This is a genomic window from Frondihabitans peucedani (assembly GCF_039537585.1).
GTDB lineage: Bacteria > Actinomycetota > Actinomycetes > Actinomycetales > Microbacteriaceae > Frondihabitans > Frondihabitans peucedani.
The window spans coordinates 1,170,683-1,184,330 of sequence record NZ_BAABAU010000001.1 but is presented as its reverse complement, the minus strand read 5'-3'; the positions used below and the strand labels follow the sequence as shown (position 1 = coordinate 1,184,330).

The window sequence follows — 13,648 nt, the reverse complement described above, 5'->3', positions numbered from 1 at the left end:
TGCGGGCTCTCCGACCGGCGCGGCATACAATCGCACTGTGACTGCTGCAACGGAGCCCATCGACGTCGCCCTCATCGGCGGCGGCATCATGAGTGCGACCCTGGGAGCCCTGCTCAAGCAGCTGCAGCCCGACTGGTCGATCCGCGTGTACGAGGCGTTGAACGACGTCGCCCAGGAGAGCAGCAACCCCTGGAACAACGCCGGCACCGGCCACTCCGCGCTCTGCGAGCTGAACTACACGCCGCAGAAGCCCGACGGCTCGATCGACATCACGAGCGCCGTCAAGGTCAACGAGCAGTTCCAGGTGTCGCGTCAGTTCTGGTCATTCCTCGTCGACGAGGGCGCTCTTCCGGAGCCCGACCGGTTCATCAACTCGACCCCGCACATGAGCTTCGTCTGGGGCCGTGACAACGTCGAGTACCTCCGGAAGCGCCACGAGGCTCTCGAGGGTCACCCGCTGTTCGCCGGCATGGAGTTCAGCGACGACCCCGACGTGATCGCGGGCTGGGCGCCGGCGCTCATGGTCGGACGGCCGAAGGGCCAGCCGATCGCTGCCACGCACATCCTGGCGGGCACCGACGTCGACTTCGGCGCCCTCACCCGCAACCTCTTCTCGTACCTCACGGCCAACGGCGTCGAGCTCGCGCTCGGCCACCACGTGACGGGTCTCCGCCGCGGTCGCGACCGCACCTGGACCGTCTCGATGAAGCGCGGCGCGACCGGCGAACTGATCGACGTCCGGGCCCGGTTCGTCTTCGTCGGTGCAGGTGGCGGCGCCCTGAACCTGCTGCAGAAGTCGGGCATCCCCGAGATCCGCGGCTTCGGCGGCTTCCCCGTGAGCGGCGAGTTCCTCCGCACCGACGACCCTGCCGTCGTCGCGAAGCACCAGGCGAAGGTCTACGGCAAGGCGTCCGTCGGCGCCCCGCCGATGTCGGTGCCGCACCTCGACACCCGGGTCGTCGACGGCTCGGCGAGCCTCATGTTCGGCCCGTACGCCGGCTTCAGCCCCAAGTTCCTGAAGAGCGGCTCGTACCTCGACCTGTTCCGCTCCATCCGGCTGCACAACCTGTACCCGATGATCCGCGTCGCCCTCTCGAACGTCGACCTCCTGAAGTACCTCATCGGTCAGCTGGCGGCCTCGAAGCGGTCGAAGTTCGACGCCCTCCGCGAGTACATGCCCGACGCCGACCCGAAGGACTGGTACCGGATCACGGCCGGTCAGCGCGTCCAGGTGATCAAGCGCGACAAGGAGAAGGGCGGCGTGCTGCAGTTCGGCACCGAGGTCGTCACGGCGCAGGACGGCTCCATCGCGGGCCTCCTCGGCGCCTCGCCCGGGGCGTCCACCGCCGTGCCGATCATGCTCACGGTCCTCGAGCGCTGCTTCCCCGACAAGAAGTCGGAGTGGAGCGGCAAGCTCCGCGAGATGATCCCGACGATCGGGGAGCATCTCGCCGCCGACGAGGCGAAGGCCGCCGCGACCATGGGTGCGACAGCCCAGGCCCTCCACATCCACGCCTGACCGGCGCCCGATCCCGCTCGCAGGGCCCACCGCATCCGACTCGCGCCGGATCTCGTGCATCGCGCGCAGCGATATGATCCTGGTGGACCGCGAACGGGGCACAAATCTGTGCCCCTGCGAGGTTCGAAGGCGTTTTGACCCCTGATATCGGGGTACACGGCGGCTGTCCGATTTGTCATACTTCGGAGGGTCGTCGAAACGATCCGCGCCGGTGAACGAAGGAGGACGCGTGCTGCTCGGGCTACCCAGCCACCTCGCTCCTCAGAGTTCCGGCCGCGCCATCGCCCGCTCGTGCCACGCCATCGCCACCGTCCTGCTGATCGCAGCGACCGTGCTGCTGATCTCGGTGCAGCTGACGAGACCGTCGCTGATCCTGTGGCCGGCGCTCCTGGCCCTCATCCCCATGCTCGCGCTCCTCGTCATCGTCGAGCGGGTGCGGTCGACGGTGTCCACGATCGCGTACCTCGTGATCGGTGGCGCAGCGGTCTACGTCTACGCGGTGACGGTCCTGTCGCAGATCGACGTCGTCCGCTCCTCCGACGCCTTCTCGGTGTCGCTGCCGAAGCTCGCCCTCGTGATGGTGGGCGGCAGCGGCCTCTATGCCCGCCGCGGACCGCTCTGGGCGACGTGCGGCCTCCTCGCCGGAGAGCTCGCGACGCAGATCGCGACGTTCCAGACCGGGTCGCAGCACAAGGTCGACGTGACGACCCTCCTCGGCTACCTCCTCATCGTCGCGACGATGGGCGGCTCGCTGGTGGCCCGCGACCGGGCGCGCAGGTTCCAGCCGAACCTGCATCTCGCGGCCCGCGACGAGAAGGTCTCGTCGCTCCGGCACGAGATCGAGCAGCAGGCGTCCGCCCTCGTCCACGACACCGTGCTCAGCCACCTCGCCGCGATCTCGATCGCGAAGCCGGGCCCCCTCGATCCTGAGCTGGCCAGGGCGATGCAGCGCGACCTCGAGGCCCTCATCGGCCAGGAGTGGCTGCACGAGGCCGACGGCGATGCGGCCTCCCTCCGCGGCGACTGGGAGGCCGGCGAGCTGTACCGGGCCGTCGACCGGGCGATCGAGCAGGGGCTCGACGTCGTCGTGACCGGTGACGTCTCCGCGGTGGGCCGTCTCGATCCTGTGCGGTCCAAGGCCCTCGCCCTGGCCGTGGCCCAGTGTCTGGCCAACGTCCTCAAGCACTCGGGCGTCGACCGCGCCGAGGTCGTCATCATCGGCTCCGACAGCGACGTGTCGGTGATGGTCATCGACAACGGGGTGGGCTTCACCGAGAGCGAGACGCCGGGAGACCGGCTCGGGGTCAAGAACTCGATCAGGGCCAGGATCACGCGGGTCGGCGGGACCGTGCAGATCTGGTCGTCGCCCGGCAGCGGCACCTCGGTCATGATCGGGCTGCCCGCCGAGGCCGGCGTGAGCGCCGGTGCGGCCGGCGGCTCGGCAGCTGGCAGCGCGCGCGGCTCGGCAGCCGGCGACGACCGCGGCTCGGAAGACGCCGCGTGAAGGGCCGCGAGGCCACCGCCCAGCAGATCGATCCGCTCGGTGCCCTGAAGCAGAGACCCGTCACGCTCGTCATCGCCCTGTTCGCGGTGGTGCTGGCCGCCGGGCGCTCGATCGTCACGCGTGATCCGGGCTCCGACGCGGTCCTCAGCGTCGTCGCGATCGTCTTCGTGGGCATCGCCGCCCTCGGTATCGTGTTCGCCTCCAGTCCGCTGCGCGCCCCGTTCTCCCGGCTGCGGTTCGTCGTCGTCCTGGGGTCGGGCATCCTGGGCGCGGTCACCGAGGCGGCAGCGGGCTTCGGCCACGACCTCGTCATCCGCGACGACTGGGGGAGCGCGGCCACCGGGCTCCTCCTCCTCGCCTGCGCGCCCTACCGGCCCGGACGCGACCTCGCCGTCGGCACGGCGGTCGCGGCGGTCGTCATCGCCGTGATCGTCGTCCTCGAGACGCCCTACTTCACCACAGAGGCTCCGGCACCCCTGTTCGTGGCCGTCGGCGTCACCCCCGTGGCCGCTCTCGGCGTCGGGAGCGCCGTCTACTCCGGCACCTTCGTCCGGCTGGTCGAGCAGTGGCTGTCCCGGGCCGCGATCCTGACCGAGGAGAGCGCCCAGGAGATGCGTCCCGGCATCGCGAGATCGGTGCAGCAGGACAGCGTCACGGGTCTCAATCGCGACGTGGTGCCGTTCTTCACCGACCTCGTCGAGCGCGGCGAGGTGACCGAGGACGACCGGCAGCGCGCAGGGACCGCGGCGACGGCCATCCGCCAGCGGATCGTCGCCGAGAGCGACCGGAGCTGGCTCGAGCAGATCCTGCTCGACATCTGCCCCCGGGGCCAGGCGGGGACGGTCGTCGACCGCTCGGGCCTCGCCGAGCGGATGACGAGCGACCAGCGCACCGCCATCCGCGCGATCCTGCAGGCCATCGCCACCGACACGGCCGCGCAGGCCTCCAGCCTCGGCATCGTCCTCCACGATGACGACCCGCTCGTCAGAGCCCTCATCCGGGTCGAGAGCACGTCTCCCGATCTGGCCGTCCGACAGCACTACGCCCCCTATTTCGCCGTCCTCCGCATCCTGTTCCGCGACCTCCAGGTCGAGGTCTCGGGATCCTTCCTGACACTAAGGTTTTCTTATGACCAGCACTGACCCGACCGGTAGCCACCACCTCCGCTCGAGCTCATCTCGGCCGATGCCGGTCGCCTCCTGGAACTCGCTCGCACCGGAGGCGCCCTCGCAGCGCCGCGTGCGTCTGGCGATCCTCGACGACCACGAGGTCCTGCTCGACAGCCTCTCGAGCTGGATCAACGTCAACGCCTACGACTTCGATCTCGTGCTGACCGCGCACACCTGGCTGCAGCTCGTGCACAGCGACAACTTCCCGACCGATCTGGTGTTCCTCGACTTCCAGCTCAAGGAGCCCGTGTCGATCGAGGCGCGCGTCCGCACCTGCCGCGCGGCCGGCGCGAAGGTCGTCGTCCTGTCGTCCCTCGACACGCGCGAGTCGCGGGAGCGCGCCCTCGAGGCCGGGGCCTCGGCGTTCCTGTCGAAGGCGCTGCCGATGCGCGAGGTCATGGACGCCGCTCGCCAGGTCATGGGCGTCGCCCGCGACAACGCGCCCCAGCGCGACTGGCGGCCGCTGCCGGTCGGCGCGGCCAACCAGAGCCGGCCGAAGCTCAGCGCCGGCGAGGCGGAGGCCTTCCGCCTCTACGTCTCGGGCTTCAGCACCAACGAGGTGGCGCAGCAGATGAACGTGCAGTACGAGACGGCGAAGACGTACCTCCGTCGCGTGCGCGAGAAGTACGCGAAGGCGAACCGACCGGCGTCGAAGAAGGCCGAGCTCATCCGTCGCGCGGCGGAGGACGGCTACCTGCAATAGGGGCGTTCCGCCCGCGCGGGGTGCCGGGTCGGGCTGCCGGTAGGCTCGCCGGGTGGCAAAACTCTATTTCCGCTACGGGGCGATGAACAGCGGCAAGAGCACCGCTCTCCTCCAGGCGGCCTACAACTACGAGGAGCGCCACCAGCGCGTCCTGCTCGCGAAGCCCGACACCGACACCAAGGGCGAGGAGCAGATCGTCTCCCGCCTCGGCGTCACCCGGCCCGCGGACTTCCTCGTCGCGCCCGGTGACGACCTCCTGTCGGTGTTCGCGGCCGCACGCGAGGGTGTCCTCGACGACACGGGCCGCGACGTCGCGTGCCTGCTCGTCGACGAGGCGCAGTTCCTCCGTCCGGCCCAGGTCGACGACCTCCTGCGCATCGCCGTCGTCGAGAACATCCCGGTGCTGGCCTACGGCATCCGCACCGACTTCAAGACGACGGCGTTCCCCGGGGCCGCCCGCCTGTTCGAGGTGTCGCACTCGCTCGAAGAGCTCAAGACGATCTGCCGCTGCGGACGAAAGGCCATGTTCAACGCCCGGCTGATCGACGGCCGCTACGTCTTCGACGGCGACCAGGTCGCGATCGACGGCGAAGAGGTGTCGTACGAGGCGCTCTGCGCGGTCTGTTACCTGGAGGAGTCGGGCGGGGCGCTGCGGTAGGCCTCTCGGCGGCGGCTTCGGCTGCAGACCGGGCTAGTGGACCTGCACCTCGGCGTGGCCCTGCGCGTCCATGATCGTGACCTGGGCGGTTGTGACGGTTCCCCCGGGGAGGGTAACCCGGCATTGGAACGACACCGAGATCTGCATCGGTTCGCTCGCGGGGCACTCCACCGAGGTGGGCGTGGACTTGAGGGTCGACGCGTAGGCCGAGCCGATCGACGACTGGGCCGTCGCCTGCGAGTAGGCGTAGGTGCCGTCGCCCTGCTGGACGGCGACGACGGGCGGCGTGGTCGCGGCCGCGCCGGCTCCGGTGCCGGTGCCTGTGCCCGTGCCGGTGCCTCCTGCCGGTAGAGCGCTGCCGGTGGCAGGCTGGACTCCTGCGGCGAGGGCGAGGCCGGTCTCGGTGCCCTGGCCGAGAAGGGCCAGGGAGCACAGGACGATCCCCGCCACGGCCCGATGCGCACCGACGGGGACGAGGCCCTGGGCCTCCCAGCGGCGGGCCTTGACGAGCCCGAAGATGCTCCAGGCGAGGCCGGCCAGGCCCCACACCGACCAGACGACCAGGAGGTGTCCGGTCGCCATGGTGGCGCCGACCAGGATGAGGGTGAGCAGCATGCTCAGGACCCCGAGCGCCATCCCGTTCCGCGCCGGCCGGTTGATCGCCTTGTCGACCGGCATGACGGTCGGCTTGGCGAGGAAGCGGGAGCCGTTCCCGTAGCCGCCCTGGGCGTACTGCTGCTGGGCGTAGGGCTGCTGGGCGTACTGCTGCGGGGCGTAGTGCTGCTGCTGGGCGTAGGGGTGTTGCGTATAGGGCTGTTGCTGGCCGTAAGGCTGCTGCACGGGCTGCTGCACGTACGGCTGCTGCCCGGTCGGGTGAGCTGTCGGCTGCGGCACGGGAGCCGTCACGAGCGGGTTGAGGGGCACGTAGGGCGCGGGAACCGGGGGAGCGGCGGCGGGTGACGCCGGGGTCGCGGCTGCGGCGGCACGGAGGCTGCGCCGGCTCGGCAGAGGGTCGGCGGCAGGATCCGCGACAGGCACCTCCGCCACGGTCTGCGGGCGCTCGGGCTCGGCGCGCGTGGCGCTCGTCCAGCGCACGCCGTCCCACCAGCGGTAGGCCGCTTCGTGCGCAGGATCCGGGTACCAGGCGGCGCGCGGAGCGTCCGGACTCGGTTCCGTCATGCGTGTTCCCCCTGATCGCCGCTTCGACAACCCTAGGAGCACCCGCGGCTCGCCCGACATCCCCACTAGAGGTCACGCTCCGCCCCCGCCCCCGCACAACAAGAGGACCACGCCCGACAAACCGAGGAGTTCCCCCTCGTTCTACGTACTCTCGCCGGAGCCCCGAGCACCCCCTCGCACGAAAAGAGGACCTCCTCCGAGAATCTCCTCTTCCTCCTCCTCCGGTCGGCCCGGACCCTACGTCATCCGTCCATCCCGACCCTCCGCGGCGGAGCCGCACGCGCCGCAGGCGCCAGACAAGCACCACGAAAAAATGGCCAGACCCGAAGGGTCGCCTCCCTCCGCGGCGGAGCCGCACGCGCCGCAGGCGACAGACAAGCACCACGAAAAAATGGCCAGACCCGAAGGGTCTAGCCATTCTTTTCGTGTCGGGGTAGCGGGATTCGAACCCACGACCTCCTCGTCCCGAACGAGGCGCGCTACCAAGCTGCGCCACACCCCGATGGTGTGTTGGTCGCTTCGACCGCGGGCGGCTGAAGCAACCCCATTATCTTAGCCGATCTTTTGGGCGGTCAATGTCACGAGGACGGCCTCGGGGCGGCAGGCGAACCGGAACGGCGCGTAGATCGAGGTGCCGAGCCCGGCGGAGACCTCGAGCCAGGCCGACTTGAACGCGTGGTTCCAGAGGGAGAGCCCGGCGACCTGTTTGCGGGGGATGTCGCAGTTGGTGACGAGCGCTCCGTAGCCGGGGACGCACACCTGGCCGCCGTGGGTGTGTCCGGCGAAGATCAGGTCGGCGCCGTTCGTGACGAAGGAGTTGAGCACCCGCTGGTAGGGGGCGTGGGTGAGGGCGATGCTGACCGACTCGGGGCCTTCTTCGTCCTGCCAGCCGACGTTCTCGCGGAGGTCGTCGAGGGCGCCGGGGATGCGTTCGAGCCGTGCCCAGCCGCAGTGTGCGTCGTTGACGCCGAAGAGCTCGAGTCGCGAGCCGCGCAGCTCGATGGCGCGCGCGGTGTTGTTGAGGCTGAGCCAGCCGAGCGATTCGAAGTAGGAGGTCAGGCGCTCGTTGTCGAGGCCCTTCGGCGTGGAGTGGGCCTTCGACGGCCCGGTGAAGTAGGTGAAGGGGCTCTTGAACTTCGGTGCGACGTAGTCGTTCGAGCCGTGCACGAACACCCCGGGGATGTCGCGGAACGGCTCCAGCGCGTACTCGACGGCAGCGTAGGCGTCCTCGTGGCCGAGGTTGTCGCCGGTGTTGACGATCAGGTCGGGTTCGAGGACGGCGAGGCTCCTGATCCACTCCTGCTTGTCGGTCTGCCACGGGGCCATGTGGAGGTCGGACAGGTGCAGGATCGTGAGCGGGCGCGATCCTGCGGGCAGGATGCTGAGCGTCTCGCGCCGGACCGTGAAGAGGTTCCGCTCGACGAACGTGCCGTAGGCGAAGGCCCCGGCGGCTGCCGCCCCGGCGATCGTCGCGATGCCGAGGGCGACGCCGGAGCCTCGCGACGTGGTGGTGCTGGTCACGAGCAGTTACCGGGGTCCTTCCCGTTCTTGCCGCCGCCGACGGTCAGCGTGATCGAGGCGTCTTTCGCCGCCTTGCTGCCGCCGTCGGGGCTCTGCGAGAGCACGTTGCACCGGTTGTCGTCTTTGCTCTGCGTGAACTTCACGGAGATCTTCGACGAGTCGAACCCGGCGTTCTCGATGTCGTTCGCGGCGTCCTTGACCTTCTTGCCGGTCACGCTCGGGACGTCGGTGGCCCCGGATCCGTCGCTCGTGTAGACGGTGACGCTGGTGCCGGACGGCACGAGGCTTCCGCCTGAGGGTGACGTCGCGGTGACCTCGCCCGCGGGAGCGGCGGAGGGCTGCGTGCCGCCGTCGACGTAGGTCAGGCCGACGCCGCTCAGCTGCGACTTGGCCGAGTCCACGGTCGAGCCGACGGTCGACGGCACGTTGACTCCGGAGCCCGTCTGGAGGTTGCCGGTCGGCGCGGGGAAGTCGGTGCCCTTGTAGAGGGTGTTGTTCGTTCCCTGCACGGCCCGGAACAGGTTGCTCCGGCTGGTCGCCAGCGTCCCTCCCATGGGGCTCGAGTACTGCCGCAGGCTGTGCCTGCCGCCCGAGGTGTCGCCCATCCAGGTGACCGTGGTGAGCGCGGTCGTCGAGCCGTTCAGCCAGATCTGGTCGGCGTCGTCGGTTGTGCCGGTCTTGCCGAACTCGGGCTGCGAGTCGGGGAGCGCGCCGGCAGCGGTGCCGTAGGTGAACACGCCCTGGAGCGCCGTGATGGCGGTCGCGGCCACATCGGGGTCGATGACCTGCTTGCAGCTCTTCGGCTGGCCGGCGGTCTCTTTGCCGTTCGGCAGGGTGACCTTATCGACGACGACCGTCGAGCAGTAGACGCCCTTGTTGGCCACGGTCGCGTACGCGTTGGCCATCGTGAGGGGAGCGACGTTGTTCGTCCCGAGCACCGACGACGGGTTGTCGAGCAGCTGCTTTCCCGTGGCGGTGTGCACGCCGAGCTTCTCCGCTGTGTCGCGGATGTCCTGGAGGTCGAGCTGCTGCGCCATGCTGACGTAGGCGACGTTCACCGACTCGGCGGTGGCGGTCTTCACGCTCATGTAGCCGGAGATGTAGCCCTCGTCGTTCTTGGGCTTGTAGCCGTAGGGGAAGTCGCCGTCGATCGTCGAGATCTGCTGGCCCCCGGAGGTCATCGTCGGGAACGGTCTCGGAGTGGCGTTCACGAGCTCGTTCACCCCGTGGCCCTTCTCGAGCCAGTCGAGGAGCGTGAACAGCTTGTACGTCGATCCTGCCTGGAATCCGGAGCTCGACCCGTACTTCTCGTCGACCGAGTAGTTGAGGTACGTGTTCGGGCCGGTGGGCGAGGCGGACGCGTTGGTCGTGAGGTTCTTGTTCTGCGTCATCACGATCACGCGGCCGGTGCCGGGCTCGACCGAGTCGACGACGCCGCCGAGCGGGAAGGCCGTCCAGGAGGCGGGCGCGTACTGGTCGATCTGCCCCTTCGCCGCGGCCGTGAGGTCGAGGTTGAGCGTCGTGTAGACCTTGTATCCGCCGGTGTTCCAGGCCTTCGTGCGGTCGTCGGTGGACGACCCGAGGAACGAGTACGACTTGATCATCTCGGGCGAGGTCACGTAGTCGCAGAACTGCTGGGCTCCGGGCCAGGTGACGGCGGCGCAGCCCTGCGTCGCGGGCTTCAGGTGCACGTACTTGGCCGGAGACTCGGCGACGGAGGCGTCGAGGTCGGTCTTCTTGATATAGCCCTGCGCGTACATCGACTTCAGGATGACGTTGCGGCGCGCGACGTTGGCGTCGTAGTTCTTCGGCGTCGACAGGTCGCGGCTCTCGGGGTACTGCACGATCGCGATGAGGCTGGCCGCCTCGACGGCGGTCAGGTCGGCGGCGCTCTTGCCGTAATAGTGCTGAGCGGCGGCCTGCACGCCGTAGGCCTGGTCGCCGAAGTAGGCGATGTTCAGGTAGGCGAGGAGGATCTCGTCTTTCGTGTACTTCTTCTCGAGGCCGATCGCGAGCTTCATCTCCTGGAGCTTGCGCGAGATGGTGACCTCTTTGGCGTCCTTGATGGCCGCGGCCTGCTTCTTCGGGTCTTTGATGTCCTGGGCCTGCGCCAGCTTGATGTTGCGGACCAGCTGCATGGTCAGGGTCGAGCCGCCGCCCGAGTCGCCGAGTCCGCCGCCTGCGATCGAGCCGACGCCCGCGCGGACGAGCGACGTGAGGTCGACGCCGCCGTGCTGGTAGAAGCGCTTGTCTTCACCGGCGACGACCGCGTGCTTGAGGTTCACGGAGACCTCGTCCCACTTGAGGTTCACGCGGTTCTGCGAGTAGATGGTCGCGAACGGGACCTCCTTGCCACTGGCCTTGGCGTAGAGGGTGTTGCGCTGCTGGAGCTGCCCGATCGCGATGTACTCGGGCAGGCTCTCGAAGATGCCGATCGACGACGACGCGGTGACGCTCGACACGGCGAGGGCGGGAGTCACTCCGATCGTCACGAGCAGACCGGCGAGGGCGCTGAAACCGACGAAGCCGAACACGGCTCCCAGCACAGACGTAGGCCTCTTTTTTTGGGCAGACATAGGATCAGGGTAAGTGATCGACCACCGCAACTGACTGAACGGACGCCGAATATGGTCCTCTGGGAGTACTTCACCGCCCCCCTGATCGTGCACAACACGACCGCGATCCTGAACAACTTCGGGTCGGAGGGGTGGGAGCTCGTCCAGGTGCTCCAGAGCCCCGAGGGCGGCCTCGTCGCCTACCTCAAGCGTCCCGTCCAGTCCGCCTGATGGGCACCGTCGACACGCGTCTCGCCGAGCTCGGACTGAGCATCCCGACGGTCGCGGCACCCGCGGGTGCCTACGTGCCCGCCGTCGTCTCGGGCGGCTACCTCTACACGGCCGGTCAGCTCCCGTTCGTCGACGGGGTGCTCCCCGCGACGGGCAAGGTCGGCGCGGGAATCACGCCCGAGCAGGCCCACGACCTCGCGAAGCAGTCCGCGCTGAACGCGCTGGCCGCGGCAGCCTCCGTGCTGGACGGCGACCTCGACCGCGTGGTGCGGGTGGTCAAGGTGACCGGGTTCGTGGCGTCCGATCCTGCGTTCACGGGCCAGCCCGGAGTCATCAACGGCGCCTCGAACGTCCTCGGCGAGATCTTCGGAGACCGCGGCGTCCACGCCCGCAGCGCCGTCGGCGTCGCGGTGCTGCCGCTCGACTCGCCCGTCGAGGTGGAGATCATCCTCGAGGTGGAGTAGCAGCCCTCGTCGCTACCGGGCCTGCGATCCGCGGTGCTGGTCGGTGATGACCGACATCACCTGCGTGTCGGCGAGGGTCGTGGTGTCGCCGATCTCGCGACCCTCGGCCACGTCGCGGAGCAGCCGCCGCATGATCTTCCCCGACCTCGTCTTCGGCAGCTCGGCCACGATGAACACGGTCTTCGGCTTCGCGATCGCTCCGATCTCGTGGGCGACGTGGTCGCGGAGCGCCTTCACGGCCTCGTCTGGCGTCATCGACTCGGCCTGCGAGGCGCGCAGGATCACGAAGGCCACCACGGCCTGACCGGTCGTCTCGTCGGAGGCTCCGACCACGGCCGACTCGGCGACGATCGGGTGCGAGACGAGCGCGGACTCGATCTCGGCGGTCGAGAGCCGGTGGCCGGACACGTTCATCACGTCGTCCACGCGGCCGAGGAGCCAGATGTCGCCGTCCTCGTCCCTCCTCGCCCCGTCGCCGGCGAAGTAGAAGCCCTTCGAGGCGAACTTCTCCCAGTACGTCTCCCTGTAGCGGTCCGGGTCTCCCCAGATGCCGCGGAGCATCGACGGCCACGGCTCGGTGACGACGAGCAGGCCGCCCTGCCCGTTCTCGACCGGTGTCCCGCTCTCGTCGACGACGTCGATCGAGATGCCGGGCAGCGGCACCTGAGCCGAGCCGGGCTTCAGCGTGGTGACGCCGGGGAGGGCGGAGATCAGGATCGAGCCGGTCTCGGTCTGCCACCAGGTGTCGACGATCGGGGTGGTGCCGCCGCCGATGACGTCGCGGTACCAGACCCAGGCCTCCGGGTTGATCGGCTCACCCACGCTCCCGAGCAGCCGGAGCGACGACAGGTCGCGGGCCGCCGGGATCTGGCGACCGGCCTTCATGAAGCCGCGGATCGCCGTCGGTGCGGCGTAGAAGAGGGTGACGCCGTACTTCTCGATGACGTCCCACCAGCGGCCGGGCTCGGGGGAGTCGGGGGTGCCCTCGTAGATGACCTGGGTCGCGCCGTTCGCCAGCGGGCCGTAGACGACGTAGGTGTGGCCGGTGATCCAGCCGATGTCGGCGGTCGACCAGTAGACGTCCGTCTCCGGCTTCAGATCGAAGACGTTGCGGTGCGAGAACGCCGCGCCGGTCAGGTAGCCGCCCGAGGTGTGCAGGATCCCCTTCGGCTTCCCGGTGGTGCCGGAGGTGTAGAGGATGAAGAGCGGGTGCTCCGATTCGAAGCCCTCGGCCTCGTGATCCTGCGCCGCCTCGGCCATCAGGTCGTGCCACCAGAGGTCGCGGCCCTCGGTCCACTCGACGTCGGAGTGGGTCCGGTCGACGACGACGACGTGCTCGACGGTCGTCTCGCCGTGGGTGCCGACGGCCAGCGCCTCGTCGACGGCGGGCTTCAGAGGGGAGATCGCGCCCTTCCGCCAGCCGCCGTCGGCGGTGATGACGACCTTGGCGCCCGCGTCGTCGACCCGTGCCCGGATGCTCTCGGCGCTGAACCCGCCGAAGACGACGCTGTGGACGGCGCCGATCCTCGCGACCGCGAGCATCGAGACGACGGCCTCGGGGATGAGGGGGAGGTAGATCACGACCCGGTCTCCCGGACGGACGCCGAGGCCGAGCAGCATGTTGGCGGCCTTCTTCACCTCGGCCGTGAGCTCGGTGTAGGTGAGGGTCCGGCTGTCGCCGGGCTCGCCCTCCCAGTGGATCGCGACACGGTCGCCGTTTCCGGCGTCCACGTGGCGGTCGAGGCAGTTGTAGGCGACGTTCAGGCGGCCGTCGGCGAACCACTTGGCGAAGGGTGGGTCCGACCAGTCGAGCACCTCGGTGAACGGCTTCTGCCACGAGAGGAGCCCCTCGGCCTGCGCTGCCCAGAATCCGAGGCGGTCGGCTCTGGCCTGGTCGTAGAGGTCTCCGGTCGCGACGGCGGACGCGGCGAACTCGGTGCTGGGCGGAAAACGGCGCGTCTCGGTGAGGAGATTGTCGATGTTGTCGGGCATGGTCGTCCTTTCGCGTCGTTGCGAGGGTCGCAGAGCGGAGGGCCGCTGCGGTGGCGTGCGATCAGAACGTTACTCCGAGCGGGAGACCCGTCCGGTCGTCCGCACCGACAGGAGTGTGTTGCGCCGAGTCGTCTTTGGGGTACACTCGTGGGA

Annotated in this window: 11 protein-coding genes and 1 tRNA gene; 7 read left to right on the top strand and 5 right to left on the bottom strand. The window is 69.2% G+C overall.

All coding sequences use genetic code 11. The features are described 5' to 3' along the window. The first annotated feature begins 88 nt into the window (after positions 1-88). The 5 genes from ABD733_RS05450 to ABD733_RS05430 all read left to right on the top strand — a co-directional run bounded on the left by ABD733_RS05450 (position 89) and on the right by ABD733_RS05430 (position 5,553). Complete coding sequence (locus ABD733_RS05450; protein WP_425552894.1) at positions 89-1,519, top strand: malate:quinone oxidoreductase; 1,431 nt, start codon at positions 89-91, stop codon at positions 1,517-1,519. Between the two features lie 211 nt (positions 1,520-1,730). Continuing rightward, positions 1,731-3,023 (top strand): sensor histidine kinase, encoded by a 1,293-nt coding sequence (locus ABD733_RS05445; protein WP_344794002.1) that lies wholly within the window; start codon positions 1,731-1,733, stop codon positions 3,021-3,023. Next, complete coding sequence (locus tag ABD733_RS05440) at positions 3,020-4,165, top strand: hypothetical protein (RefSeq protein WP_344794001.1); 1,146 nt, start codon at positions 3,020-3,022, stop codon at positions 4,163-4,165. The genes ABD733_RS05445 and ABD733_RS05440 overlap by 4 nt, the downstream gene beginning before the upstream one ends. Continuing rightward, on the top strand, positions 4,152-4,895 hold the full coding sequence (locus tag ABD733_RS05435; RefSeq protein ID WP_344794000.1) for a response regulator transcription factor: 744 nt from the start codon (positions 4,152-4,154) through the stop codon (positions 4,893-4,895). The genes ABD733_RS05440 and ABD733_RS05435 overlap by 14 nt, the downstream gene beginning before the upstream one ends. 52 nt (positions 4,896-4,947) lie before the next feature. Further along, entirely contained in the window at positions 4,948-5,553 is a 606-nt protein-coding gene (locus tag ABD733_RS05430; RefSeq protein WP_344793999.1) for a thymidine kinase, read from the top strand. Positions 5,554-5,586: 33 nt separating this feature from the next. Here the strand turns inward: ABD733_RS05430 and ABD733_RS05425 are convergent, their stop codons facing one another. The 4 genes from ABD733_RS05425 to ABD733_RS05410 all read right to left on the bottom strand — a co-directional run bounded on the left by ABD733_RS05425 (position 5,587) and on the right by ABD733_RS05410 (position 10,799). After that, positions 5,587-6,732, bottom strand: a complete 1,146-nt coding sequence (locus tag ABD733_RS05425) for a DUF2510 domain-containing protein (protein ID WP_344793998.1) — start codon at positions 6,730-6,732, stop codon at positions 5,587-5,589. Between the two features lie 428 nt (positions 6,733-7,160). Then, positions 7,161-7,234: transfer RNA gene (locus tag ABD733_RS05420), tRNA-Pro, on the bottom strand. A 50-nt stretch (positions 7,235-7,284) separates the two neighbouring features. Continuing rightward, positions 7,285-8,253, bottom strand: coding sequence for a metallophosphoesterase (locus ABD733_RS05415; protein WP_344793997.1), 969 nt, complete (start codon positions 8,251-8,253; stop codon positions 7,285-7,287). After that, positions 8,250-10,799, bottom strand: coding sequence for a transglycosylase domain-containing protein (locus ABD733_RS05410; protein WP_344793996.1), 2,550 nt, complete (start codon positions 10,797-10,799; stop codon positions 8,250-8,252). The genes ABD733_RS05415 and ABD733_RS05410 overlap by 4 nt, the downstream gene beginning before the upstream one ends. Before the next feature lie 81 nt (positions 10,800-10,880). Between ABD733_RS05410 and sp36 the strand changes: the two genes are divergently transcribed. Together sp36 and ABD733_RS05400 are read left to right on the top strand one after the other, a co-directional pair. Continuing rightward, complete coding sequence (gene sp36, locus ABD733_RS05405) at positions 10,881-11,039, top strand: Sp36 family protein (protein WP_344793995.1); 159 nt, start codon at positions 10,881-10,883, stop codon at positions 11,037-11,039. Beyond that, positions 11,039-11,503, top strand: coding sequence for a RidA family protein (locus ABD733_RS05400; RefSeq protein ID WP_344793994.1), 465 nt, complete (start codon positions 11,039-11,041; stop codon positions 11,501-11,503). Before sp36 ends, ABD733_RS05400 begins: the two co-directional genes overlap by 1 nt. A 12-nt stretch (positions 11,504-11,515) precedes the next feature. Here ABD733_RS05400 and acs read toward each other — a convergent pair whose 3' ends face one another. Beyond that, positions 11,516-13,495 carry an acetate--CoA ligase gene (acs, locus tag ABD733_RS05395; RefSeq protein WP_344793993.1) on the bottom strand — a complete coding sequence of 660 codons (1,980 nt, stop codon included), beginning with the start codon at positions 13,493-13,495 and terminating at the stop codon, positions 11,516-11,518. Positions 13,496-13,648 lie beyond the last annotated feature (153 nt).

Coding starts and splice junctions, on each gene's coding strand:
- ABD733_RS05450 (WP_425552894.1), top strand. CDS start 89: ATGAGTGCGACCCTGGGAGCCCTGCTCAAGCAGCTGCAGCCCGACTGG.
- ABD733_RS05435 (WP_344794000.1), top strand. CDS start 4,152: ATGACCAGCACTGACCCGACCGGTAGCCACCACCTCCGCTCGAGCTCA.
- ABD733_RS05425 (WP_344793998.1), bottom strand. CDS start 6,732: ATGACGGAACCGAGTCCGGACGCTCCGCGCGCCGCCTGGTACCCGGAT.
- sp36 (WP_344793995.1), top strand. CDS start 10,881: ATGGTCCTCTGGGAGTACTTCACCGCCCCCCTGATCGTGCACAACACG.
- ABD733_RS05400 (WP_344793994.1), top strand. CDS start 11,039: ATGGGCACCGTCGACACGCGTCTCGCCGAGCTCGGACTGAGCATCCCG.
- acs (WP_344793993.1), bottom strand. CDS start 13,495: ATGCCCGACAACATCGACAATCTCCTCACCGAGACGCGCCGTTTTCCG.